The sequence below is a fragment of the Stenotrophomonas sp. STEN014 genome, from assembly GCF_056760315.1.
Genome location: NZ_JBRREN010000001.1, coordinates 532,012 through 556,641, shown reverse-complemented (window position 1 = coordinate 556,641; position 24,630 = coordinate 532,012). Strand labels below are relative to the sequence as shown.

26 protein-coding genes are annotated in these 24,630 nt (G+C 68.2%); 18 read left to right on the top strand and 8 right to left on the bottom strand.

Translation table 11 applies throughout. The annotated features are described in order from the left end of the window. The first annotated feature begins 1 nt into the window (after nt 1). From ACVOMC_RS02395 to accC, 5 genes are all read left to right on the top strand, one after another. Nucleotides 2-2,341, top strand: coding sequence for a protein-disulfide reductase DsbD family protein (locus tag ACVOMC_RS02395; protein ID WP_481522688.1), 2,340 nt, complete (start codon nt 2-4; stop codon nt 2,339-2,341). 1 nt (nt 2,342) lies between these two features. Then, entirely contained in the window at nt 2,343-2,909 is a 567-nt protein-coding gene (locus ACVOMC_RS02390; protein ID WP_057505769.1) for a TlpA disulfide reductase family protein, read from the top strand. A gap of 246 nt (nt 2,910-3,155) precedes the next feature. Beyond that, nucleotides 3,156-3,590, top strand: a complete 435-nt coding sequence (aroQ, locus tag ACVOMC_RS02385; RefSeq protein ID WP_054660863.1) for a type II 3-dehydroquinate dehydratase — start codon at nt 3,156-3,158, stop codon at nt 3,588-3,590. A 66-nt stretch (nt 3,591-3,656) separates the two neighbouring features. Continuing rightward, entirely contained in the window at nt 3,657-4,130 is a 474-nt protein-coding gene (accB, locus tag ACVOMC_RS02380) for an acetyl-CoA carboxylase biotin carboxyl carrier protein (RefSeq protein WP_057505770.1), read from the top strand. A gap of 10 nt (nt 4,131-4,140) precedes the next feature. Beyond that, nucleotides 4,141-5,508 carry an acetyl-CoA carboxylase biotin carboxylase subunit gene (gene accC / locus ACVOMC_RS02375; RefSeq protein ID WP_054660431.1) on the top strand — a complete coding sequence of 456 codons (1,368 nt, stop codon included), beginning with the start codon at nt 4,141-4,143 and terminating at the stop codon, nt 5,506-5,508. Between the two features lie 67 nt (nt 5,509-5,575). On the opposite strand, the gene ACVOMC_RS02370 is transcribed toward accC, so the two are convergent. Both ACVOMC_RS02370 and ACVOMC_RS02365 read right to left on the bottom strand, forming a co-directional pair. Next, nucleotides 5,576-5,950 carry a hypothetical protein gene (locus ACVOMC_RS02370; protein ID WP_054660428.1) on the bottom strand — a complete coding sequence of 125 codons (375 nt, stop codon included), beginning with the start codon at nt 5,948-5,950 and terminating at the stop codon, nt 5,576-5,578. Further along, nucleotides 5,947-6,909 (bottom strand): hypothetical protein, encoded by a 963-nt coding sequence (locus ACVOMC_RS02365; protein ID WP_481522687.1) that lies wholly within the window; start codon nt 6,907-6,909, stop codon nt 5,947-5,949. The genes ACVOMC_RS02370 and ACVOMC_RS02365 overlap by 4 nt, the downstream gene beginning before the upstream one ends. A gap of 148 nt (nt 6,910-7,057) precedes the next feature. On the opposite strand from ACVOMC_RS02365, the gene prmA reads away from it, so the two are divergent. The 8 genes from prmA (at nt 7,058) to yccS (ending at nt 15,739) form a co-directional block, all read left to right on the top strand. Then, nucleotides 7,058-7,972, top strand: a complete 915-nt coding sequence (gene prmA / locus ACVOMC_RS02360; protein ID WP_481522686.1) for a 50S ribosomal protein L11 methyltransferase — start codon at nt 7,058-7,060, stop codon at nt 7,970-7,972. Nucleotides 7,973-8,001: 29 nt separating this feature from the next. After that, complete coding sequence (locus ACVOMC_RS02355) at nt 8,002-8,787, top strand: DUF3426 domain-containing protein (protein ID WP_481522685.1); 786 nt, start codon at nt 8,002-8,004, stop codon at nt 8,785-8,787. A 96-nt stretch (nt 8,788-8,883) separates the two neighbouring features. Continuing rightward, nucleotides 8,884-9,156 (top strand): DNA-binding transcriptional regulator Fis, encoded by a 273-nt coding sequence (fis, locus tag ACVOMC_RS02350; protein WP_054661077.1) that lies wholly within the window; start codon nt 8,884-8,886, stop codon nt 9,154-9,156. 117 nt (nt 9,157-9,273) lie between these two features. Beyond that, nucleotides 9,274-10,857, top strand: coding sequence for a bifunctional phosphoribosylaminoimidazolecarboxamide formyltransferase/IMP cyclohydrolase (purH, locus tag ACVOMC_RS02345; protein ID WP_481522684.1), 1,584 nt, complete (start codon nt 9,274-9,276; stop codon nt 10,855-10,857). A gap of 35 nt (nt 10,858-10,892) precedes the next feature. After that, nucleotides 10,893-11,696, top strand: a complete 804-nt coding sequence (locus ACVOMC_RS02340; protein WP_481522683.1) for a hypothetical protein — start codon at nt 10,893-10,895, stop codon at nt 11,694-11,696. Next, nucleotides 11,696-12,106 (top strand): hypothetical protein, encoded by a 411-nt coding sequence (locus tag ACVOMC_RS02335; RefSeq protein ID WP_481522682.1) that lies wholly within the window; start codon nt 11,696-11,698, stop codon nt 12,104-12,106. The genes ACVOMC_RS02340 and ACVOMC_RS02335 overlap by 1 nt, the downstream gene beginning before the upstream one ends. Nucleotides 12,107-12,128: 22 nt before the next feature. After that, nucleotides 12,129-13,436 carry a phosphoribosylamine--glycine ligase gene (purD, locus tag ACVOMC_RS02330; RefSeq protein ID WP_481522681.1) on the top strand — a complete coding sequence of 436 codons (1,308 nt, stop codon included), beginning with the start codon at nt 12,129-12,131 and terminating at the stop codon, nt 13,434-13,436. Nucleotides 13,437-13,549: 113 nt separating this feature from the next. Next, on the top strand, nt 13,550-15,739 hold the full coding sequence (gene yccS / locus ACVOMC_RS02325; RefSeq protein WP_481522680.1) for a YccS family putative transporter: 2,190 nt from the start codon (nt 13,550-13,552) through the stop codon (nt 15,737-15,739). Here yccS and ACVOMC_RS02320 read toward each other — a convergent pair. After that, on the bottom strand, nt 15,736-16,929 hold the full coding sequence (locus tag ACVOMC_RS02320) for an MFS transporter (RefSeq protein ID WP_481522679.1): 1,194 nt from the start codon (nt 16,927-16,929) through the stop codon (nt 15,736-15,738). The two genes, yccS and ACVOMC_RS02320, sit on opposite strands and share 4 nt — an antisense overlap. A gap of 180 nt (nt 16,930-17,109) precedes the next feature. Between ACVOMC_RS02320 and ACVOMC_RS02315 the strand changes: the two genes are divergently transcribed. The 4 genes from ACVOMC_RS02315 (at nt 17,110) to ACVOMC_RS02300 (ending at nt 20,192) form a co-directional block, all read left to right on the top strand. Continuing rightward, complete coding sequence (locus ACVOMC_RS02315) at nt 17,110-18,999, top strand: MFS transporter (RefSeq protein ID WP_481522678.1); 1,890 nt, start codon at nt 17,110-17,112, stop codon at nt 18,997-18,999. A 97-nt stretch (nt 19,000-19,096) separates the two neighbouring features. Beyond that, nucleotides 19,097-19,426: a hypothetical protein gene (locus ACVOMC_RS02310; protein WP_054658938.1), complete on the top strand. Its 330-nt coding sequence runs from the start codon at nt 19,097-19,099 to the stop codon at nt 19,424-19,426. A gap of 21 nt (nt 19,427-19,447) precedes the next feature. Beyond that, nucleotides 19,448-19,729, top strand: coding sequence for a CD225/dispanin family protein (locus ACVOMC_RS02305; protein ID WP_054658939.1), 282 nt, complete (start codon nt 19,448-19,450; stop codon nt 19,727-19,729). A 46-nt stretch (nt 19,730-19,775) separates the two neighbouring features. Beyond that, nucleotides 19,776-20,192, top strand: a complete 417-nt coding sequence (locus tag ACVOMC_RS02300) for a DUF2752 domain-containing protein (protein ID WP_057506048.1) — start codon at nt 19,776-19,778, stop codon at nt 20,190-20,192. A gap of 59 nt (nt 20,193-20,251) precedes the next feature. Here ACVOMC_RS02300 and ampE read toward each other — a convergent pair whose 3' ends face one another. From ampE to ACVOMC_RS02275, 5 genes are all read right to left on the bottom strand, one after another. Then, entirely contained in the window at nt 20,252-21,148 is an 897-nt protein-coding gene (gene ampE, locus ACVOMC_RS02295) for a regulatory signaling modulator protein AmpE (protein WP_481522677.1), read from the bottom strand. Nucleotides 21,149-21,220: 72 nt separating this feature from the next. Next, nucleotides 21,221-22,129, bottom strand: a complete 909-nt coding sequence (gene nudC / locus ACVOMC_RS02290) for an NAD(+) diphosphatase (protein WP_481522676.1) — start codon at nt 22,127-22,129, stop codon at nt 21,221-21,223. Between the two features lie 59 nt (nt 22,130-22,188). After that, a complete protein-coding gene (erpA, locus tag ACVOMC_RS02285; RefSeq protein WP_054658942.1) occupies nt 22,189-22,575 on the bottom strand; it encodes an iron-sulfur cluster insertion protein ErpA in 387 nt (128 codons plus the stop codon). Between the two features lie 31 nt (nt 22,576-22,606). Further along, complete coding sequence (locus ACVOMC_RS02280) at nt 22,607-23,044, bottom strand: bactofilin family protein (RefSeq protein ID WP_054658944.1); 438 nt, start codon at nt 23,042-23,044, stop codon at nt 22,607-22,609. A 2-nt stretch (nt 23,045-23,046) separates the two neighbouring features. After that, nucleotides 23,047-23,787 carry a DUF6776 family protein gene (locus ACVOMC_RS02275; protein ID WP_057506074.1) on the bottom strand — a complete coding sequence of 247 codons (741 nt, stop codon included), beginning with the start codon at nt 23,785-23,787 and terminating at the stop codon, nt 23,047-23,049. Nucleotides 23,788-23,955: 168 nt separating this feature from the next. Here ACVOMC_RS02275 and ACVOMC_RS02270 point away from each other — a divergent pair, with 168 nt between their 5' ends. Then, nucleotides 23,956-24,603: a DUF4126 domain-containing protein gene (locus ACVOMC_RS02270; RefSeq protein ID WP_481522675.1), complete on the top strand. Its 648-nt coding sequence runs from the start codon at nt 23,956-23,958 to the stop codon at nt 24,601-24,603. Nucleotides 24,604-24,630: the final 27 nt, after the last annotated feature.

Sequence of the window (24,630 nt, the reverse complement as noted above, 5' to 3'; positions counted from 1 at the left end):
GATGATGTTGTTCCAACGTTTGACCGCGCTGTGCCTGCTGTCCCTGTGCGCCCTGCCCGCCCTGGCCCTGGATGAAAAGGGCCTGCTGCCGGTCGACCAGGCCTTCGTCCTGAAGGCCGAGGCCGGCAGCCGCGAGCGGATCGAGCTGCGCTGGGACATCGCCCCGGGCTACTACCTCTACCGCCACCGCACCAGCGTCAAGGCCGGCCCCGGCTTTACCGCCGGCGCCTTGCAGATGCCCGCCGGCAAGAAGAAGTACGACCAGTTCTTCGGCGATGTGGAGACCTACCACCGGCAGCTGCGGGCCACCCTACCGGGCACGGCCGAGTCCGGCGCGGACAGCGTGACCCTGGAAGTGCGCTACCAGGGCTGCGCCGATGCCGGGGTGTGCTATCCACCGCAGAAACGCAGCATCGAGGTGAAACTGCCCGGCGCCGCCGCATCCAGCGCCGCTGCCGGGTCCGGCGCGCCCCTGTTCAACCCGCTGGCGCGCAACACCGGCGGCCTGAAGCTGCCCGGCGCGGCGGCGGCACAGGAGCTGCCGCTGCCGTCGGAACAGGCCTTCGGCTTTGAAGCCATCGTCGATGACGGCAACCGCCTGCTGCTGCGCTTCTCGCCGGCGCCCGGCTATTACCTGTATCGCGACCGCACCTCGCTGGCGCTGGAAGGCGCTGCGGGCATCCGCACCGGCAAGCCGCAATGGCCGGCCGGCCAGCCCTACCGCGACGAGCACTTCGGCAATGTCGTGGTCTATTTCGACCAGGTCGAGGTGCCGGTACCTCTGCGCCGCGAGCGCGCCGAGGCCACCAGCGCCACCCTGGTGGCCACTTTCCAGGGCTGCCAGACCGATGGCATCTGCTATCCGCCGATGACCCGGCGCGTGCGCCTGTCGCTGCCGGCCGGTAGGGTCTCGCCCCGCGAGGAGGCGGTCGTCGCACCGCTGGTGATCCCGCCGCTGCCCAGCGGACAGAAGGCCGCGCCGGCCGCGGCCCTCGAGCCCACCCCACTGCAGGCAGAAGCCGGCGCACCGCAGCCGCTGGTGATGCGCCCCAATGCCGACCCGGGCACCGGCGCCCTATCACTGGACGCCTCGGCCGACAACAGCCTGCGCAGCCAGCCCCCGGGCACCACCGCACGCCCGGCGCTGCTGGGGATCCTGGCGCTGGCGCTGCTCGGGGGCCTGGTCCTGAATCTGATGCCCTGCGTGCTGCCGGTACTGTCGCTGAAGGTGCTGGGGCTGGCGCAGAGTGGCGAAAGCCGCCTGCACGCGCGCCGCCACGCCCTCTGGTACACGCTCGGGGTGCTGGTCGCCTTCAGCGCGATCGGTGCGCTGGTGCTGGCGCTGCGGGCAGCCGGCCAGGCGGCGGGCTGGGGCTTCCAGCTGCAGCATCCGTGGTTCATCGCCACCCTCGTCTATCTGATGTTCGCGGTCGGCCTGAGCCTGTCGGGCGTGTTCACGCTTGGCGGCCGTCTCGGCGGCGTCGGCCAGTCGCTGGCCCACCGCAGCGGGGCGGCCGGTGATTTCTTCACCGGCGTACTGGCCTGCGTGGTGGCCAGTCCGTGCATCGCCCCGTTCATGGGCCCGGCACTGGCCTATGCCTTCACCGCCCCGCCGCTGCTGGCGATGCTGGTGTTCCTGGCCCTGGGCCTGGGACTGGCGCTGCCGTTCCTGCTGATCGGCTTCGTCCCGCGCCTGGCACGGCGCCTGCCCAAGCCCGGGGCATGGATGGAAACCTTCAAGCAGGTGCTGGCCTTCCCGATGTATTTCACCGCCATCTGGCTGCTCTGGGTGCTGGGCAAGCAGCGCGGCATCGACGCGGTGGCGCTGTTGCTGGCGGGTGCGACATTGCTGGCGCTGGGTCTGTGGTGGTTCGAGCGCAGCCGCTGGCACAGCCGCCACGCGGGCATGGCGCTGGGCGCGCTGATCGTACTGGCCGCGCTGGCTCCGGTCTGGGCCGTGACCCGTCTCGCTCCGCCGGCGGCGCAGGCCACCAGCGAAGGCGCCGTGGCGTATTCGCCGGAAATGCTCGACCGCCTGCGCGCCGACAACCGCGTGGTGCTGGTCAACATGACCGCCGACTGGTGCGTGACCTGCAAGGCCAACGAGCGCAACGTGCTGGACCGTGACGCCTTCCGCGACACCCTCAAGCGCCTGGATGCGGTGTATATGCGCGGCGACTGGACCAATGTCGACCCGCAGATCAGCGCCTTCCTCGAGCAGCACAAGGCCGTGGGCGTACCGCTGTACGTGGTCTACGGCCCGGGCGCGCCGCCGCGGGTGCTGCCCACCGTACTGACCCAGGCCGTCGTCGAAGACGCGCTGCTGCGGGCGGCCCGCTGAGATGCGCCGGCCGGCCTGGCCCGTGGTCATCGCCCTGGCCGCCGCGGCCGGTACCGGCGCCGGGCTGTGGCTGACCAGGCCCGGGACCGATCCCCTTCCGTCGCCACCGCCCTTGCCGGCAGCACCGCCGGCGGTGTACGCCGCCGTCCCAGGCGACGCGATGCCGGCACTGACGCTGCCGGACCTGGACGGCATGCCCACCCCACTGCCCGGGCGGTTCCTTGGTCGCCCCCTGCTGATCAACGTCTGGGCCAGCTGGTGCGCACCGTGCATCGAGGAAATGCCGGAACTGGCACGCTTTGCCGCCCAACATGCCGACAATGGCCCGCAGGTGCTCGGCCTGGCCCTGGACAGCCCCGAGGCCGTGCTCGACTTCCTGGGCAATGTGCCGGTGTACTACCCGATCGTGCTCGACACACCGGGACCGGCCGACGCCAGCGTCAGGCTTGGCAACACCCGAGGGCTGCTGCCCTACAGCGTGCTGGTCGATGCGCAGGGGCGCATCGTCAGGCAGAAACTCGGCCCGTTCAAAGCCGGCGAGATCGAGCGCTGGGCACAGCTGCCCTGAGCGATGGGGCCGCCTGGCGGCGATCGTCGGCGAACAGGCCGACTTCCCGCAGATTCGTAATCCGGGTGATCGCGCCGTTGACGCCTGCACCCTGCGCTCTGCCTGCCGCAGCGTCTGCCGGGAGTACCACGGCGTGGCCACCAGAAAAATTCAAACAAACGATTAAAACGAAGCTAATTTCGTCGAACTGGACAGCATCGCCAGCTTCCCTCACACTGCCGCCCTTTCCTGCCAACCCTGCGGCCCATGGCAAAACTGCTGGTCCTTCACGGCCCCAACCTGAATCTGCTGGGTACGCGCGAACCCGAGGTCTACGGCAGCGCGACGCTGGCCCAGATCGACGCCGCGCTGATGACGCAGGCGCAGCAGGCCGGGCATGCGACCGAGCACCTGCAGTCCAATGCCGAACATGTGCTGGTGGACCGGGTGCAGGCCGCCCGTACCGACGGTACCGCCTTCATCCTGATCAATCCGGCCGCCTTCACCCACACCTCGGTGGCACTGCGCGATGCGCTGGCCGCCGTGGCGATCCCTTTTATCGAGATCCACCTGTCCAACCCGCACAGCCGCGAGCCATTCCGCCACCACAGCTATCTGAGCGACAAGGCGGTGGGGGTGATCTGCGGCTTTGGCGCCGACAGCTACCGCTACGCCATGGACGCCGCCCTGCAGCGGCTCTGACCCTTTCCACGGAACCGCGTGGCGCCTGACGCCCACGGTTTCGAACACCACCCAACGAGGTATTCAATGGACCTGCGCAAAATCAAGAAACTGATCGACCTGCTGGAAGAGTCGAATCTGGCCGAGATCGAGATCAAGGAAGGCGAAGAGTCCGTGCGCCTGTCGCGCACCCCGGTGGCCGGCTATGCCGCCCCGGCGCCGGCTCCGGTCTACGCCGCCCCGGCACCGGCCGCCGCCATGCCGATGAGCGGCCCGACCGAGGCCTCCACCGGCGGTACCGCCAAGCCGGGCAACGCCCTGCCGGACGGCCACGTGCAGCGCGCGCCGATGGTCGGCACCTTCTATGCCTCGTCCTCGCCGGACAAGCCGGCCTTCGTCAGCGTCGGCCAGCAGGTCAAGGCCGGCGAGACCCTGGCCATCATCGAGGCGATGAAGATGTTCAACCCGATCGAAGCCGAAGTCGCCGGTACGGTCGTGGCGATCCTGGGTGAGAACGGCCAGCCGGTCGAGTTCGACCAGCCGCTGTTCGTGATCGCCTGAGGCGCCGGCCATGCTCGACAAGGTCGTTATCGCCAACCGGGGTGAGATCGCGCTGCGTATCCTGCGCGCCTGCCATACCCTGGGCATCCGCACGGTCGCGGTGCATTCCACCGTTGACCGCAACCTCAAGCACGTGGCCATGGCCGACGAGTCGGTCTGCATCGGCCCGGCCCCGTCCACGGACAGCTATCTCAACATCCCGGCGATCATCGCCGCGGCCGAGGTCACCGACGCCCAGGCCATCCATCCCGGCTACGGCTTCCTCTCCGAGAACGCCAACTTCGCCGAACGCGTGGAAGAGTCCGGCTTCATCTTCATCGGCCCCAGGGCGGACACCATCCGCCTGATGGGCGACAAGGTCGAAGCCATCCGCGCGATGAAGGCCGCCGGCGTGCCGTGCGTGCCCGGTTCGGGCGGCCCGCTGGGCGAAGACCCGGCCACCAACGTCAAGATCGCCCGCGAGATCGGCTATCCGGTCATCGTCAAGGCGGCCGGCGGCGGCGGCGGCCGCGGCATGCGCGTGGTCCATACCGAGGGCGCGCTGGTCAACGCCATCGCCACCACCAAGCAGGAAGCCAAGGCCGCGTTCGGCAACGACATGGTCTATATGGAGAAGTTCCTGGAAAACCCGCGTCACGTGGAGATCCAGGTGCTGGCCGACGGCCAGGGCAACGCCATCCATCTGGGCGAACGCGACTGCTCGATGCAGCGCCGCCACCAGAAGGTGGTGGAAGAAGCGCCGGCGCCGGGCATTACCCCGGAACTGCGTGCGGAGATCGGCAAGGTCTGCGTGGAAGCCTGCATCCGCATCGGCTACCGCGGCGCCGGCACCTTCGAATTCCTGTTCGAGAACGGCCGCTTCTACTTCATCGAGATGAACACCCGCATCCAGGTGGAGCATCCGGTGACGGAGATGATCACCGGGATCGATCTGGTCGCCGAGCAGCTGAAGATCGCCGCCGGCCACAAGCTGTCGATCAAGCAGAGCGACATCCAGATCAATGGCCACGCCATCGAGTGCCGGATCAACGCCGAGGACCCGGAAACCTTCTTCCCGTGCCCCGGCACCATCACCGGTTTCTACCCGCCGGGCGGCCCGGGCGTGCGCGTGGACACGCACATCTACGGCGGCTACCGCGTGCCGGCCAACTATGACTCGATGATCGGCAAGCTGATCGTGCACGGCCCGGACCGCGACACCGCCATCGCCCGCATGCGGGTGGCACTGAGCGAGATGGTGGTGGACGGGATCAAGACCAACGTGGCCCTGCAGCAGCGCATCATGCGCGACAAGGGCTTCCAGGCCGGCGGACAGAACATCCACTACCTGGAAAAGCGGCTGGCCGAGCGCAAGAACCAGTCCATCGCGCTGACCTGATCAGCGCATGGCGACAGGGAAAAGGCGGGGCAACCCGCCTTTTTCTTTGCCTGCGATCCGCTGCCGGCTACTGCGCGCCGGTATCGGCGGCGGTGATCGCACTGCCCTTGACCGGCTCCACGCCCAGCGGCGAGGTCGGATCGACAATCATCACCGTTTCGGTCGAGCCGTCGGGCCATACGATCTGGAAGGTGCTGCCGGCCGGCAAGGTCGAAAACGGCGTGCCGCTCTGCGCGCGGTAGACCGCCGCCGCCTGGCTGGCGCCGGCACGACGGGCGTCGGCGTCGGCCTTCACCGAGGTCAGCTTGACCTGGGACAGGTTCCGGTAGCGGCTTTCATAGGTGTCTATCAGCAGCACCCCGACCGCGCCGGCCGAGTAGGCCACGAACAGGACGACCCAGATCCAGAACTTGGCACCGCGCAGAAAACGACGGTAATTCATCGCGCACCTCCCCGCGCCTTGCGCAGGTAACTGACCAATTCGTTCATTTTCTCAACACCTTGCCGCGGTACCGCGGCATCAAACACGAAAGACTCGAAGTCCTGCCCCGGGTCCCGCGAACAGATTCCGCCGTTGGCGCAATAGCTGTTCATCAGGACGCTGTCGGGCCCGCACGCCAAGCCGAGACGACACGCCGCCACCTGCCACGCCAGTTGCGTGAACTGGCTGCCCGCCACCAGCCCGCTCAACGCATCATCACCGGCGGCCATCACGCCCATCGCCGGTGAAATCGCCAGAAACGCTTCCGGATCCTGCGACTGCTGGACCCGCTCCACCAGCCCGCGCCGGTACTCCGGCTCCTTGTGCAACGGCTCGCCCATCGCCAGCAGCGCGGCCTCGGCGGCCAGATTGCCGGCCCTGGCAGCCTGGCGACGCTGCTGCAGCAGCAACGGCCGGCCCAGCTGGTCGGCAGCGGTGAAACCGCTACAGCGCTGGCTTACCCGCTGCCGCGCGGCGATCAGGCCCGGGGCGTCATCCAGCCCCAGCCCGGCCAGCATCGCGCTGTCCAGTGCATAACTTTGCGGGTCCAGCGCATACAGGCCGCAATAGTCATAGATCCGGCTGACGACCCACCCCGCCTCGGCATCGCCGGCCGCCGCGGCAAGCCGCAGCTGACGGGCATAGTCGAACAGATTGCCGCCATCCTCCAGCGCACCGCGCAGATCCACCGGCAGGCCAGGCCCGATCGCGGTGGAACGCTCACGCAGCACCGGCGGTGGGCGGGTCGGGCGCGGCGAGGCGGCGTTCGCCACCAGCGCCGCCTCGACCTGCCCGGCCACAGCCTGTTCGGCCCCGGCACCGCTTTGTGCCAGCCCGCTGCGATAGCCCAGCACCGCCAGCAGCGCGGCCGCCGGCAGCACCAACAGGTACCAGGGTTTTCTGGACAGGCTGGAAAGCATGGAAACCGGCGAAGACCGCTGCGGCAGAAGGATGTGAAGTCTAGCAACCACAACGCCGGAACGGCTGAATCGGCGGGCGGAAAACGCGCAATCGGGCGCCGCCTCGTCTAGGATGCGCGGTCTGTCCCGCTGTCGCTGTCCCTCGCCCATGCCATTTCTCGAAATCACCCTGCGCTGCACCGAAGCCACCCAGCCCCGCTACGAAAATGCACTCGACGACGTCGGCGCGCTGGCGGTGACCATGCTCGATGCCGACGCCGACACCAGCAACGAGCGGGCGATCCTGGAACCGGGCGTGGGCGAGACCCCGCTGTGGAACGAACTGGTACTGACGGCGCTGTTCCCGGCCGACACCAATGCGCTAGCGCTGCTGGCCGCGCTGGAAGCCTTCGATGCCGGGCTGGACTGGAGTTCGGTCAGTTTCCGCGCGGTCCAGGACGAGGACTGGGAGCGCGCCTGGCTGGACCAGTTCCAGCCGATGCGCTTTGGTGCGCGCACCTGGATCGTGCCGTGGAACCATGAACTGCCCGAAGACGCGCAGGCCGCCGATGCGGCCGTGGTGCGGCTGGACCCGGGACTGGCGTTCGGCTCGGGCACCCACCCGACCACCGCGCTGTGCCTGCGCTGGCTGGACCAGCTTTCGACCGACGGCCTGCTGGCCGGCCAGGCCGTGCTCGATTTCGGCTGCGGCTCGGGCATCCTCGCGCTGGCCGCGCTCAAGCTGGGCGCCGGCAGTGCCACCGGCGTGGACAACGACCCGCAGGCACTGATCGCCACCGCCGACAATGGCGAGCGCAACGGCATGCAGATCGCCGCCTACCTGCCCGAGGACGAGCCGGTGCGGACCTACCCGATCGTCGTGGCCAATATCCTGGCCTCGGCGCTGGACGCGCTGGCCGAACTGCTGGCCGCGCGCGTGGCCCCCGGCGGCCGCATCGCCCTGTCGGGCATCCTGCATGGTCAGGAAGACGAGCTGCTGCAGCGTTATGCGGCATGGTTCGACCAGCTCGAAGCCGTGCGCGATGGCGACTGGATGCGCATCACCGGCGTGCGCCGTGCTTGAATGAGGCCAATGCGCCGGCCTTGCCACCCATGACCGAAGAAACCACTCCGCCTCGTCGGCCGTTGGCCACCTTCCTGCGCGCCGCCCCAGAGGGCACGGCGGCCATCGACGACGCCGGTGACGCGCCGGCCGGCGCCTGCCTGGTCGAAACCTCGCCGGCGGACGGGCAGCACGGGGAGGAACCGGCGGTGACCGGGGAGGCCAGCACCGCCGTGCTGACCCCGCCGCCGGAGAGCGACCCGGCTGTCGTTCCGTTTGAGGATGCCGTGGAAGCGGCCTTGCTGGAGCCAGCGGGAGTCGAGGCGCCCAGTTTCCTGCGTGCTGCCGCCACGCCCGACACTGCCCGGCCCACCCCGCGCTGGCAGTGGGGCCTGCTGGGCGCACTGGCGCTGGTGTTGCTGCTGCAGATCCTCATCGCCGACCGCGCCACGCTCGCCGCCAGCGCCAGTACCCGTCCGCTGATCAGCGGCATCTGCACGCTGCTGCGCTGCGCGCTGCCGGCCTGGCATGAGCCGGCCGCCTTCGCCATGCTCAGCCGCGATATCCGCCCGGTGCCCGGTCAGCCCGGTGCGCTGCAGGTGCAGGCCAGCTTCCGCAACGATGCCCGCTGGGCGCAGGCCTGGCCAGCGCTGCGGCTGTCGCTGTCCGACGCCGACGGCCGGGTGATCGGTCGCCGCACGCTGCTGCCGGCCGACTACCTCGGCAAGGGCGCCGATCCCCAGGCGCGGCTGGAGCCGGGGCAAAGCGCGCAGGTCTCCTTCCGGCTGCGCGAACCGGCCGCGGCCACGGTCGCGTTCAACTTCGAATTCCAGTAACCGCGGTACCGGCGTGGCAGCGCGCCGGCCCACGCGCTAGACTCCCTCCCCTCACGACGGGCCGCGCGCCCGCCTCTGCTGAATCCGGGAACTCCCTTGAACGCTGCCCCTCCACGTCCTGACACCAGTCGCGGCGCTCCGAAGCCGCCGCTTCGCGAACACGTTGCCCAGTCCGTGCGGCGCTACCTGCGCGATCTTGACGGCTGCGACGCCGACGATGTCTACGAGATCGTGCTGCGCGAGATGGAGATCCCGCTGTTCGTGGAAATCCTCAACCACTGCGAGGGCAACCAGAGCCGCGCGGCGTCGATGCTGGGCATCCACCGCGCCACCTTGCGCAAGAAACTCAAGGAATACGGGCTGGCCTGATCCCGCCCGGCGGGCCTGGGCGGATACGGCGCCGGGCTGCCGCACGCAGGGCGCGGCCGGCACGCAACCGGCGCCTCGGCCTACAATATCGGCCCGCTCCGCTGATCCCCACGCCCCATGTCCTCCGATTTGCTGCCCGTCCGCCGGGCCCTGCTGTCTGTTTCCGACAAGACCGGTCTGCTCGAACTGGCCCGCGCCCTGGCCGCCCGCAACGTCGAACTGCTGTCCACCGGCGGCACCGCCAAGGCGATCCGAGAGGCCGGCCTGCCGGTCAAGGACGTGTCCGATGTCACCGGCTTCCCGGAAATGATGGACGGCCGGGTCAAGACCCTGCACCCGATGGTGCACGGCGGCCTGCTCGGCCGTGCCGGTACCGATGACGCGGTGATGGCGCAGCACGGCATCGCCCCGATCGACCTGCTGGTGCTGAACCTGTACCCGTTCGAAGCGGTCACCGCCAAGGCCGACTGCACCCTGGCCGATGCGGTCGAAAACATCGACATCGGCGGCCCGGCGATGTTGCGCAGCGCGGCCAAGAATTTCGCCCGCGTCGCCGTGGCCACCAGCCCGGACCAGTACCCCGCGCTGCTGGCGGAACTGGAGGCCAATGATGGCCAGCTGTCGGCGGCCAAGCGTTTCGAACTGTCGGTGGCCGCGTTCAACCGCGTCGCCCAGTACGACGCGGCGATCAGCAACTATCTGTCGGCCGTCACCGACACCGGCGCCGCGGTGCCGGTGCGCAATGAATACCCGGCACAGATGAATTCCTCTTTCATCAAGGTCATGGACCTGCGCTACGGCGAGAACCCGCACCAGAGCGGCGTGTTCTACCGCGACCTGTACCCGGTGCCGGGCACGCTGGCCACCTTCGTGCAGCTGCAGGGCAAGGAACTGAGCTACAACAACCTGGCCGACGCCGATGCCGCATGGGAATGCGTGCGCCAGTTCGACGTGCCGGCCTGCGTCATCGTCAAGCACGCCAACCCGTGCGGCGTGGCTTTGGCGGCCGATGTCGGCGCCGCCTACGAGATGGCCTACAACACCGACCCGACCAGCGCGTTCGGCGGCATTCTGGCCTTCAACCGCACGCTGGACGCGGCCACCGCCAAGGCCATCCTCGACCGCCAGTTCGTCGAAGTGCTGATCGCCCCGGACTACGAGCCGGCCGCGCTGGACTACGCCACCAAGAAGGCCAACGTGCGCGTGCTGCGCATTCCGGCCGGTGATGCGCGCAACAACTACGACACCAAGCGCATCGGTTCGGGCCTGCTGGTGCAGAGCGCCGACAACCGCGGCATGAGCGCCGACGAACTGAAGACCGTCACCCGGCGCGCGCCGACCGCCGCTGAAACGCGCGACCTGCTGTTCGCCTGGCGCGTGGCCAAGTACGTCAAGTCCAACGCGATCGTCTACGCCAAGGACGAGCGCACGATTGGCGTGGGCGCCGGCCAGATGAGCCGTGTCTATTCGGCACGCATCGCCGGCATCAAGGCCGCCGACGCCGGTCTGGTGGTGCCGGGGTCGGTGATGGCCTCCGATGCGTTCTTCCCATTCCGCGACGGCCTGGACGCCGCCGCCGAAGCCGGCATCACCGCGGTGATCCAGCCGGGCGGTTCGATGCGCGATGCCGAAGTGATCGCCGCGGCCGATGAACATGGCATCGCCATGGTGTTCACCGGCGTGCGTCATTTCCGTCACTGAGCCGCGCACCGATGGCCATGGGGATGTTTCCACGCTTGATTTCCCTGGCCGCCGTGGTCCTGCTGGCGGCCTGCCGGCAGGACACGCCGCCGGCCGCCGGCGCCGGGGCGGAAAAGCCGGTACTGCGCCACGATGACGCGGTACGGGCGCTGCTGCAGGAGCGCTACGGCGCGCCGGCACAGCTGACCGGGCAATGGGCGCAGCAGCTGGAGGATCCTGGCACCGGCAGCGCCCGCCCGGTCCAGCGCGCGCTGTGCGCCGACCACGGCATCACCCTCGGCGGCAACCGCTACCGCATGCTGGCCGTCTGCACCGGCTATGCCAACGCCACCTCGATCGAGCTGGGCACCACCGATTTCATCGTGCTGCAGCAGGCTGCCGACGGCAGCATGCGCCTTGCCGCCGAGTTGCCCGGGCGCGCCAGTGGCGCCGACGGACAGCCGGGCAGCATCAGCACGGTGCAGGTGGGCGCCGGAGCGTGGGCCTACCAGATCGACGACGAGCTGGTGGCCGTCGGCTCCAGAACGCGACACCGCGCCTGGCTGCTGTTCGATGGCGGCGACAGGCTCGCGGACGCCGGCTGGCTGCGTGTGCACTGGGACAACCACAACGCCATCGAATGCAACGCCGCCGGCCATTGCGCGCCCGGCACGCTGGCGCTGGATCTGGATATCCGGCCCGACGACAGCCAGCCCGACGTGCCCTACTGGCCGCTGCGGGTGACCGAAAGCGGGCGCGACTGCCACGGCCGGGCCAACCGGACCTATACCGTCACCTACGATCCGGCACAGGCGCGCTACCTGATCCCGGCCGACCTGCAACGCGAGGAATGCCGCTGATGCGCAAGACCGTTCTGCTTCTGGCTGCCGTTGCCGGCAGCGCCCTGTTGCCCGGCTGTGGCAGCGACCAGCTCACCGGGGCCCAGCGCGCGGCCATCGCAACGCTGGGCACGGAACTGCCCGCGCCCTATCGCGATGGCCTGGTGATCGATTCGGTGCATCGCCATGGCGATGACCTGGTGCTGATGATCCGTTTTCCCGAGGCCACCGTGGCCATGGCCAAAGCCAAGCCCGACCTGTTCGCCGCGCTGCGCCGCGATGAAGCCGAGGCCATCGCCGAGCTGTGCCAGGAACCGGCGTTGGCTCCGGTCTACGCGGCCGGTGGCGGTGTGCGCCGCCGCTTCGTCGATGCCAACGGCGCGGTGTTTTTCGAAGTCTCCCTGAGCGCTTCCGACTGCCCTTCCCCTTGAATGCCCCACAGGAACTGACCCCATGAAAATCCTCGTCATCGGCGCCGGTGGCCGTGAACACGCTCTGGCCTGGAAGCTGGCGCAATCGCCGCGCGTGAGCGAAGTGATCGTCGCCCCGGGCAACGCCGGTACCGCCACCGAAGCCAAGTGCCGCAACGTGGCGGTCAAGGTCACCGACATCGACGGCCTGCTGCGCCTGGCCCAGGACGAGGCGGTGGGGCTGACCGTGGTTGGTCCGGAAGTGCCGCTGGTGCTGGGCGTGGTGGACCGCTTCCGCGCTGCCGGCCTGCGCATCTTCGGCCCGACCGCCGCCGCCGCGCAGCTGGAAGGCAGCAAGGCGTTTGCCAAGGATTTCCTCGCCCGCCATGGCATTCCCACCGCGTTCTACGCGGTGCACACCGAGGTGGCGCCCGCGCTGGCCTACCTGCGCGAGAAGGGCGCGCCGATCGTGATCAAGGCCGACGGCCTGGCCGCGGGCAAGGGCGTGATCGTGGCGATGACCCTGGATGAGGCCGAAGCGGCGGTGCACGACATGCTCAGCGGCAACGCCTTCGGCGATGCCGGCGCACGCGTGGTGATCGAGGAGTTCCTCGAGGGCGAGGAAGCCAGCTTCATCTCGATGGTCGACGGCCGCACCGCGCTGCCGATGGCGACATCGCAGGATCACAAACGCGTGGGCGATGGCGACACCGGCCCGAACACCGGCGGCATGGGCGCCTACTCTCCCGCTCCGGTGGTCACCCCTGAAGTGCATGCACGGGTGATGCGCGAAGTGGTGGAGCCGACCGTGGCCGGCATGATCAAAGATGGCGTGCCGTTCACCGGCTTCCTGTATGCCGGGCTGATGATCGATGCCAGCGGTGCGCCGAAGGTCATCGAATTCAACGTGCGCTTCGGCGACCCGGAAACCCAGCCGGTGATGCTGCGCCTGCAGTCGGATCTGGTCGAGCTGCTCGAGGCGGCCATCGACGGCGCGCTGGCTGGCGTGGAAGCCTGCTGGGATCCGCGTCCCAGTCTGGGCGTGGTGATGGCCGCCCGGCCGTATCCGGAAACGCCGATCACCGGCGAGGTGATCTCGGGCCTGCAGGACGTGCCGGGGGATATTTCCCACGGCGGCGCCAAGGTCTTCCACGCCGGCACCGCGCAGGACACCGCAGGCAACATCCTTTCCGCCGGCGGCCGTGTGCTGTGCGTGGCCGCGCTGGGTGACAGCGTCTCCGCCGCGCAGCGGCACGCGTATGCCGGTGTGGCGAAGATCCACTGGACCCACGCGTTCCACCGCACCGACATCGGCTGGCGTGCCATCGCCCGCGAGCAGGATCAGGGCTGATCCCCCCTGAAACAGACCGGTGCGCTCGCCCTGCGGTCGCACCGGACGATTGCCGGTCTGTCCCCGGGACCGGCAATAATGGCCCCTGATCCCATCATCGAGCGCCACCCGCCTTGGAATCGCGCCTGACCCGGCTGTGGGCCCACGAGAAAGCCAGCTATGGGCTGCGGGTGTTCATCGCGCTCACCGCCGCTCTGGCCTACGGCTGGTACGACGGCCCTATCGGGGCGATCCCGGGGCTGTTCCTGGGCATCATCGCCAGCGCCATCGCCGAGACCGATGACAACTGGTGGGGACGCACCAAATCGGTGCTGCTGTCGCTGCTGTGCTTTGTCGCGGCCGCCGCCGCGGTGGTCGTGCTGTTCCCGCATCCGCTGCCGTTCATTACCGCGCTGGCGCTGACCGCGTTCGGCCTGACCCTGCTCGGCGCACTGGGCGAGCGTTATGCCTCCATCGGCCAGGCCACGGTGACGCTGGCGATCTACGCGATGATCGCGCTGGACCAGCACCCTGGCAGCAACCAGTGGCAGGCGACGGGTGAAGTGCTGCCATTGCTGGCGGGCGCGGCGTGGTACGGACTGCTGTCGATCCTGTGGGCGGCGATGTTCGCCAACCGCCCGGTGCGCGAGCGTCTGGCGCGGCTGTTCGTCGAGCTGGGCCAGTACCTGCAGCTCAAGGCCGACCTGTTCGAACCGGTACGGCAGGGCGACCTGGAGGCGCGACAGCTGGCGCTGGCCGAGCAGAACGTGCGCGTAGTGCGGGCGCTGAACATCGCCAAGACCGCGATCCTCAGCCGCTTCGGCCGCTCCGGGCGGCCAGGTGTGCAATCGGGTCTGTATTTCCGCCTGTACTACATGGCGCAGGATTTCCATGAGCGGGCCAGCTCCTCGCACTACCCCTATGAGGCACTGGCCGAAGCCTTCTTCCACAGCGACGTGCTCTACCGCTGCCGGCGCCTGCTGTCGCTGCAGGGCAAGGCCTGCCAGGCCCTGGGTCAGGCCATCCGCCTGCGCCAGCCCTTTGACTATGGTGAGCGCACCCGCGTGGCCGGGCAGGATCTGCAGTCCTCGCTGCAGTACCTGCGCGCGCAGCGCAATCCACAGTGGACGCGCCTGCTCGGTTCGCTGCAGCTGCTGGCGGCCAACCTGTCCAGCATCGAGCGGCAATTGTCGGAAACCGCGCTGGCCGACACCCCGCTGGAAGGCATCGACACCCGCCTGCGCGATTCCTCGCCGCATACCCTGCGCGAGATCGGCACGCGCCTGCGCCAGGCCCTCACGCCCGGCTCGCTGCTGTTCCGCCACGGCGTGCGTATCGGCATCGCCCTGATCGCCGGCTATGCCCTGCTTGCGCTGGTGCATCCGGAAAACGGCTACTGGATCCTGCTGACCATCGTGTTCGTGTGCCGCCCGCATTTCGGTGCGACCCGCTTGCGACTGGTGCAGCGCATCGCCGGCACACTGCTCGGCCTGGGCGTGACCTGGGCATTGATGCAGCTGTTTCCCGGTACCGGCCTGCAGCTGTTGCTGGCGCTGGCCGCGGCGCTGCTGTTCTTCATCACCCGTACCGACCGCTATGTGATCGCCACCGCGGCGATCACCCTGATGGCGCTGCTGTGCTTCAACCTGCTCGGCGATGGCTTCGTGCTGATCTGGCCGCGCCTGCTCGACACGCTGATCGGCTGCGTCATCGCCGCGCTGGCCTCGCTGCTGATCCTGCCGGACTGGGAAGGCCGGCGGCTGCACAAGGTGATGGCGCAGGTGGTGGCGACCGGCGCGGCGTATCTGGAGGAGGTGCTGGGCCAGTACCGCAGCGGCATGCGCGATGACCTGCCCTACCGTATCGCCCGACGCGACATGCACAACGCCGATGTCGCCCTGTCGGCAGCCCTGTCCAACATGCTGCGCGAACCGGGCTATGCCCGCGGCAATCTCGATGCGGGTTTCCGCTTCCTCGCCCTGTCCAACACCTTGCTGGGCTATCTGTCGGCACTGGGGGCGCATCGCGCGCAGGCGGTGGTGGTCAGCGATGATCCGCTGGTCCACCAGGGCCAGCAGCAGCTGCAGCAGTCGCTGTCGCAACTGGCGCAGGCACTGGGCAAACGCGAGGCCGCCACGCCGCAGGAAGACGAGATCGCCCTGGCCGATGCACTGGAGCAGACACCCGAGGACATCAACGAGAAATCGCAGCTGGTACGTACCCAGCTGGCGCTCATGCTGCGGCTGCTGCCGCGGCTGCGCACGGTGGCCGCCGAAGCGGTGGCAACAACCACTGCCGGCAGCGCGCCCCCGGCAAAGGCCTAGCGCGACCTGCGCGCCGGCACGAAGAACACCAGCAGGCCGAGCAGCGCCAGGCCGCCGCCCAGCACGCACACGCCGTTCCAGCCGTATCGCGTCCACGCCGCCGTGCCCAGCGCCGAGCCACTGGCGCCGCCGATGAAGTAACAGGTCATGTAGGCCGAGGTGATGCGGCTGCGCGCGTTTTCATCCAGCTGGTAGATCGCGCTCTGGTTGTTGATGTGTACCGCCTGCACCGCGATATCCAGCAACAGCACGCCAACGACCAGGGCTGCCAGCGAGACCGGCGCCAGCGCCAGCACCAGCCAGGACAGCAGCAGCAGCATCAGGCCGCCGCCCGCCACCCAGCGCCCCAGTCCGCGATCACTCAGCCGCCCGGCGCGGCTGGCCGCCAGCGCCCCGGCCGCGCCCACCAGACCGAACAGGCCGATGGTGCTGATCGAGTAGCCATAGGCCGGCCCTGACAGCAGGAACGCCAGTGGCGTCCAGAACACGCTGAAACCGGCAAACAGCAATGCGCCCAGCAGCGAGCGCCGGCGCAGCAGCGGCTCATCGCGCAGCAGAACCAGCACCGAGCCGATCAGACGTGGATACGACAGTCTGGCCGTCGGCCTGTATGGCGGCAGCAGCCGGGCCAGGACAAGGGCACACAGCAGCAACGCCACACACGCAACCCAGTAGATGGTGTGCCACGAGCCGATGTCCGCCAGCAGCCCGGAGGCGGTCCGCGCCAGCAGAATACCCAGCAGCAGGCCGGCCATCAGCGTGCCGACCACGCGCCCGCGCTGCTCCGGTCGCGCCAGCGTGGCCGCATGCGGAATGATGATCTGCGCGGCCACCGCGCTCAGCCCAGCCAGGGCGGTACCCGCCAGCAGCTGGACGAAATTGCCGGCGCTGGCACTGATCCCCAGGCCCACCGATGCCAGCACGAACAGGCCGACAATCAAACCTCGCCGCTCCAGCCTGTCGCCCAGCGGCACGATCAGCAGCAGCCCGGCGGCATAGGCCAGCTGCGCCACCGTCACCACCCAGCCGGCCATCCCGGCACTGACGTCGAATACGCCGGCCAGCAGCTGCAACAACGGCTGGGCGTAGTAGTTGCTAGCCACCACCAGACCAACCGCGATCGCCAGCAGCAGCACCAGCGCGGAGGACAGCGGCCGCGACGCGGCGGCGACTGGAGCGGAGTTGTTCATCACAGGACATATCGCACAAGGCCGCGTCCGGCGCGGCAGAGCCGCTATTTTTGCCGAGCTTGCGCGCAGGCGGTGAAAACACCGCCATGACACAGTGATCCAGAAGCCAAGGCCGCGTTTGATGGGTACTTCAGCCGCCATCACGGTCTGCTAATGTGCCGCGCAGACCAAGGAGTCCCGATGTCCGGCCACAGCCAGTTCTCATTGCTCACGCAGCGACGCTTCCTGCCGTTCTTCATCGTCCAGGCACTGGGCGCGTTCAACGACAACATCTACCGCCAGGCGATCATCGGCCTGCTGTTCTATCTGGGCGTGAGCACCGAAGAACGCGCGCTGTACACCAACCTGGCACCGGCGCTGTTCATCCTGCCCTACTTCCTGTTCTCGGCACTGGCCGGACAGATCGCCGAGAAGCTGGAGAAGCAGCGGCTGATCGTGATCACCACGCTGATGGAGATCGTGATCATGTCGCTGGCGGCGATCGGCTTTCTCACCCAGAACATGCCGGTACTGCTGATCGCGCTGTTCTGTACCGGCCTGCAGTCCACCCTGTTCGGACCGGTGAAATACTCGGTGCTGCCCTCGATCCTCAAACCCGAGGAACTGACCGGCGGCAACGGTCTGGTCGAGATGGGCACCTCCATTTCGATCCTGACCGGCATGATCGCCGGCGGCATGATCTTCGCGCTGGCCGGCAGCCAGGGCCCCATCGTCGCGGCAGTGGCGATCATCACCCTGGCATTGGCCGGCAACCTGGCCGCACGCCTGATCCCGCGCGTGGATGCCGGTGCGCCGGACCTGAAAATCCACTGGAATCCGCTGCGCGAATCGCTGGCGGTGCTGCGCCTGGCCAAGAAGCAGAAGGCGGTCCGCAACGCCATCCTCGGCGTGTCATGGTTCTGGTTCTTCGGCACCATCCTGACCTCGCAGCTGCCCACCTACGCCGAGGTCAATCTGGGCGGCGGCTCCACGCTGTACATCGTGGCGCTGGCACTGTTCTCGCTGGGCACCGGCACCGGTTCACTGCTGTGCGAAAAGCTGTCCGGGCGCATCGTCGAGATCGGACTGGTGCCACTGGGCGCGTTCGGCATGAGCGCATTCCTGTTCGATCTGTATTTCGCCCGCACCGGCACAGCCAGTGTGGCCGGTCTGGATCTGGCCGGATTCCTGCAACAACCCGGCAGCGTGCGCATCGTCATCGATCTGCTCGGCATCGGCCTGTTCACCGGCTTCTTCGTGGTGCCGCTGTTCGCGTTGATCCAGAGCCGTTCGCCCAGGTCGGAGATGTCGCGGGTGTTCGCCGCGCTCAACATCCAGAACTCCGGCTTCATCGTGCTGGCCGCCGGGCTGGGCCTGCTGACCCAGACCGTGCTCGACTGGAGCGTGCCGCAGCTGTTCCTGGCGCTGGCCATCGCCAACGTGGTGGTGGCGGTCTACATCTTCACCATCGTCCCCGAATTCCTGATGCGCTTTTTGAGCTGGGTGATGGTGCACACCCTGTACCGGCTGCGCGTGACCGGCGTGGAGGAACACGTGCCCGATGAGGGCCCGGCGCTGATCGTCTGCAACCACGTCAGCTACATGGATGCGTTGATCCTGTCGGCGACCATCCCGCGCCCGGTGCGCTTTGTCATGTATTACCGGATCTTCAACATCCCGGTGATGCGCTGGATCTTCACCACGGCCAAGGCCATTCCCATCGCCAGCCCGAAAGAGGACGCCGCGCTGATGCAGCGCGCGTTCGACGAGGTGGATGCGGCGCTGGCCGAGGGCGAACTGGTCTGCATCTTCCCGGAGGGCGCGTTGACCAAAGACGGTGAGATCGCGGCGTTCAAGTCGGGCGTGGAGAGGATCCTGGCGCGGCGGCCGGTACCCGTGGTGCCGATGGCGCTCACCGGCATGTGGTCGAGCATGTGGAGCCGGCGCGACACCCGGCTGGGACGGATGCGGGTACCGCGCCGCTTCCGCGCCCAGATCGGCGTCATCGCCGCGCCCCCGGTGGAGGGAACCGCTACCGGTGCCGCGCAGCTGGAGGCCAAGGTGCGGGCATTGCGCGGCAGCGAGGCCTGAGCACACGCCACGCTTTCCAGACGTAAGACAACTGGCTACGCTATCGCGCTTATGCATCGCAGGGGACAATGCGACGCAAGGGACACCCAGGGGATACATGGACAACGCGACACCACCGGTACCGGCACCAGCGCCGGCGCCACCCATTCCGCAGCAGGTTCACCACTACTACCATCCGCACAAATCCGGTGGCGTGGCGGCGTTGCTGGAAGTTCTCCCCGGCCTGTTCCAGGTGTTCGGCATCGGCCATATGTACGCTGGCAATGTCGCCACCGGACTGTTCATCATGTTCGGCTACTGGGCCGTGGCCTTCGTCAATTTCCTGCTGCTTTTCCTGTTCATCGGTTGGATCACCTGGCCCCTGTGCTGGATCGCCGCCATGATCATTTCGCCGCTGATCGCGGCAAATGCCTGCAAGTCTCGCTGATTTTTCAACAAGGAGTTTTTCGTGAACACCAGCAGTCCCGCCGTTTCCAACAACCTCGTCTGGGCGATCCTGTCCACCCTGTTCTGCTGCCTGCCGCTGGGCATCGTCTCGATCATCCACGCCGCCAAGGTCAACGGCCTGCTGGCCGCCGGTGACGTCGCCGGTGCCCGTGACGCGTCGGAGAAGGCCAAGAAGTGGGCCATCTGGTCGGCCCTGGCCTGGGTCGTGGTCGTGATCCTGTATGTGGTCGTGTTCGTGCTGCTGGGTGTTGGCGGCGCGATGAGCGGCGCATCGGGTTACTGATGCATTACGCAGGTCGGCTGTCCGCGGCCGGCCTGCGCTCTGTGACATGAGATTTCCCCCGCACCTGTTGCGTTATGCACCGCTGGCCGCAATGGCCACGCTCGGCGCCGGTGCGGTGGCCGTGCTGGGCCGGATCGATCCGAACACACCCGGCAATCCCCTGCCCGCCTGCCCGTTCTACATGCTCACCGGCATCCTGTGCCCGGGTTGCGGCAGCACCCGCTGTCTGCATGCGCTGGTCCAGCTGGACCTGCCCCAGGCCCTGGCGATGAACCCACTGCTGGTGGTCTCGATTCTGCCCATGCTGATGATGGCCCTGCACGGCGCGGGCCTGTGGCCGAGAGCACTTCAGCCGATGCTGCGACCGGTTGCGCGGCCGATGCTGTGGATGGGACTGATTGCCGGCTTCTGGGTTACCCGCAACCTTCCCTGGTATCCGTTCCATCTGCTGGCACCGGGCTGATACAGCCGTCTTCCGCGCGACTGGCGCGGTGGCCCTGCAGCGCCTTCCCGCTGGCGGGCCTAGCCGACCCAGCCGGCGATGATCATCAGCGCCAGCACCACCATCCACAGCAGCAGCATGCGCCAGACCAGGCTCATCGCATCGCGCAGTTCGGGAAAGCGCTCGTCGGCCGGCAGCATGCCTTCCAGTCGCGCCGCTTCGGCCGCTTCGGCTTCTTCCACCAGCTCGGCCCCCACACTCGCGCGCGCAGCCTCGGCCAGGAAGCCGATGGACAGCGATGCCCGGCTGCCGCCGGCACGGCGCCACGCCGAAGACACGGTGTCGAAATTGCCCGCCAGCGCCATCGCCAACGTCATCAGCTGCGCCACCGGCCATTCCAGGATTTTCAAAAAGGTGTTGCCGTCTTCGCGCGCCGCAGGCGAGAGCAACGCGCCCTGCGCGCCGTGCACGGCCTGCACCAGCAACCGGTAGAGCAGCACGCCCCACGGCCCCAGCAGCAGGAACCAGAACAGCGGGGCGAACCAGCGACGCAATCCATTGATCACCGTGGCATCCACCAGCGAGGGGGCGTCCTCGCGCAGGCTGCCGCCGGCGCATTGCAGCTGCGAGATCGCCACACCACAGGCGTTTGCATCTTCGGCATCGATCACCGCTTCCACATCGCGATCCAGATCGCGCGGCCCCCAGCACAGGGCCAGCACGGCGATGCCGAACAGCAGCGACGGCAAGCCGTACAGCCGACCGGACAACAGCCACTGCAGCGCGGCGACCGCCAGCACGCAAGGAAGGATCGCCAGCCACAAAGCATGGCGGTTGTCCTGCGCCGTTTCCGACTGACCCTGCACCCATGCCAACCAGCGCCCGAACCAGCGCCAGTCACGCAGCGCGGCCATCTGCGCCGGCGCCAGATGGCCCAGTACCAGCGCGGCGATCACCGCTACCAGTGTCGTGAACATGCGAATTCTCCTGTCACGATTGTCGGCATTGCCTTCCCCCTTGGAACCGGCGCAGATGGCGCTGGCAGCGGCTCAACGACGCTGACGGTCGAACCAGTCCACGATCAGCGTCCGCGCGATGGAAATCCGCGGCGGCAGCAAGATGCCCTGCCCGTCATCGTCGATCTCACGCTGCATTGCCGAGCTGATTTCATCCACACTGAACCAGCGCGCATCTTCCAGTTCGCCATCCACGGCCGGAACATCGTCCTCGGCAGTGGCGCAGAAGCCGACCATCAACGCGCCCGGAAACGGCCACGGCTGCGTACCCAGATAACGCGCTTCACGCACCCGCACCTTGGCCTCCTCGAACACTTCGCGCCTGACCGTCTGCTCGAAGGTCTCGCCCGGTTCCACAAAACCGGCCAGCACCGAATAGCGGCGTGGCGCCCAACTGGCCTGGCGTCCCAGCAGCAATCGCCCCTGGTTTTCGACCGCGACGATCACCGCCGGATCCACCCGCGGATAGTGTTCAGTGCCACATTGTCCGCAGTGGCCGATGAAACCGCCGCGACGGAAATCCACCGCGCCGCCACACACGCCGCAATAACGGGTGCGCGTATGCCAGTACGACATGCCACGGGCATAGCAGAACGCTGCCGAATCGGCCGGCGACCAGCTCGCCGCGGCCTGGCGCAGATCCACCCGCTGCGGCGCGCTTACCGTCACCGCACCGGCCTCGACCACGAACACCGCACGGCCCTGTTCCACGCCCAGAAAGATCGCCGATCCCGGGCCACCGCCCAGATCCCGGCCACTGAGCGGGAGCGGCTGTCCGCTGTCATCGCACAAGGCCGTGCCATCGGTATCGAGCACCAGCACGCGGGCCTGCGGCCACAGGCCGGACAACGCATCGGGGTCATCGCGCAACGCATCGGCGCGATCAAGGGAGCTGGCGGTAAACGCGTAGCCGGCCAAGGAAGGTAGGGAGAGCTTTGACATCGGCCAGAGCGTGCCGACAAAGCGCCCCTATCGCAAGGGCGCCGTGTGCGGCCGGTGACTCAGACCGAGAAACTGCTGCCGCAGCCGCAGGTGGTGCGGGCATTCGGGTTGCGGATCACGAACTGTGCGCCGGTCAGGCTTTCGGTGTAATCCACCTCGGCCCCCATCAGGTACTGCAGGCTCAGCGGATCGACCAGCAGGGTCACGCCGTCGGTGACCACCGCCAGATCGTCGGCCTCGCGGTTCTCGTCGAACTCGAAGCCGTACTGGAAGCCGGAACAGCCGCCCCCCTGGATGTAGACGCGCAACGCCAGCGCGTCACTGCCCTCGTCCTGGATCAGTTCACGCACCTTGGCCGCGGCCGCACCGGTGAAATTGAGCGGACGATCAAGCGACTGGTAATCAGGTGCCGGCTTGGCGCCGGGCAGGGACACTAACGTACTCATGGGGTCAGCATGGGGACGCGGCCGGGAGGATTCAAGCTTCGGCCGCTTCAGCTTGGCGGATCTTTCCGCCCCGCTTGGCCTCCGGCGACGGCAGCGCGGCGACCGCGCTGGCGGAATGGACCAGTCGACCGTTCAACTGGGCACCGGCATTCATCTCCACCACCTGGTAATGGACGTTGCCGGTCACCCGCGCGCTCGGGGTCAGCTCGATCCGCTCGCTGGCGTACACGTCGCCATCCAGGCGGCCGCTGAGCACCACCACCGCGGCGCGGATCTCGCCTTCGATATGACCCTGTTCGGCCAGCGTCAGCATCGCCTCGGCACCGTCTTCGGCGACGACCTTGCCCAGAATGCGGCCTTCCACGTACAGCCCGCCGCTGAACACCACATCGCCGCGGATCACCACCTGCGGCCCGATCAGGGCGTCCACGACCAGCTGGCTGTCGCGGTTGGATTTGCTTTTGAACATCATTACTCCCCTCTGCCGTTGCCGGCGAGCTTCCAATCGAATGTCTGTGTGGCGCCTCCCCCGGGCCCCGACAGCGAGACTCGCACACGTTGCGGGGTGAAATCCCGGGGCAGCATCACGCTCCCGTCCAGCTGCTGGAAATAGCGGAACGAATAGTTCTGCCCGGGCACATCCTTGCGCTGGTGCAGCTCATCCCAGCTGACCGTGGTCAGTTTGCCGTCTTTCACGCCCTCTACCGAGAAGCGCATCTGGCCCTGGCTGATGGCGCCGCGGTTCAGGTTCTGGGTCAGCACCACGCTGTAATGCCAGGTCCCGGCCGCCTCGGCGGAAAATTCGATCGAATGGGCGTTCAGGCCCTTGCGCTGGCTGGTGGCCCCCACCAGCCGCTCATAGAAGGCGACATCGGCGCGCAGGCCGGCGATTTCCTCGTCGCGTTCTGCCAGCGAGGCCTGCACTTCGGTATTGGCCGCGCGGCTGATCTTGTCCGATGCCTCGAGCGTGGCCTGCCGCTGCCGCAATTCTTCGATCTGCCCGCGCTGCTGCTCCAGCTGCTGCTCGCTCTGGCGCAGGCGCTCGCGCAGACCGCCCGCATCGGGCGAGGCATAACGGGCGGCCAGCCAGCCCACCAGCAGCAGCGACAACAGCCAGGCGGTGGCCAGCAGCGCAAGGGGCAGCCAGCCCGGGCGGGTGCCACCGGCGCCGCGCGGGGTGATCTGGAAACGGGAAGGCGATCGGTTGTTCATGGCAGTGGCCGGCACCCGTGAGTGAAGACGGGCGCTGCTGCTCCGTTCGAAACGACACGGCAGTGTAAACGACCCCCGGCCAGGGCGCCGGCAGGCCGGATCTGGCATTCACCGCGGCCATGCCCGATAGTTGGACCCTGCTCACAGTTTCCTCATGGACCGACGACCGTGACCGACGCCCATATCTTTGTCATCGGCATCCTGCTGGCCTGGCTGGCCGGCATCCGGGTGTATCTGACCGTGTTCGGCGTGGGCCTGGCCGGGCTGCTGGGCTGGGTCGAGCTGCCGCCGGCGCTGCAGGCCACGCAGTCCTGGTGGGTGCTGGGCACCTCCGGCGCACTGGCCATCACCGAATTTTTCGCCGACAAGATTCCCGGGGTGGACTCGATCTGGGACCTGCTGCAGACCCTTGCCCGGGTGCCGGCCGGCGCCTTTCTCGCCGCGGCGACCCTGTCAGGCGACGGGGAGCTCAGCACCGGCGTGCTCGCCGCTGGCGCCGGGGTCGCGCTGGCCAGCCACGGCCTGAAGGCCGGTACCCGCGCCTTGCTCAACACCTCGCCGGAGCCGGCCAGCAACTGGGTCGCTTCCACCGCCGAGGATGGTGTGGTCATCGGCGGGCTGGCGCTGGCGCTGGCCAACCCGTGGCTGGCGCTGGTGTTCGTGATCGGCGCCAGCCTGATCGGTGCGCTGACGGTATGGCTGATCTGGCGCATGCTCTGGCGCGGATTGCGCCGGCTGTTCGCCGCCCCCCCGCCCGCTGCGCGGCCCGCGCAAGCGCCGGCACCGGGCGATCATTCGCTGCCACCGTCGGCTTGACCGCATAATCCACGGTCGACCGGGAGT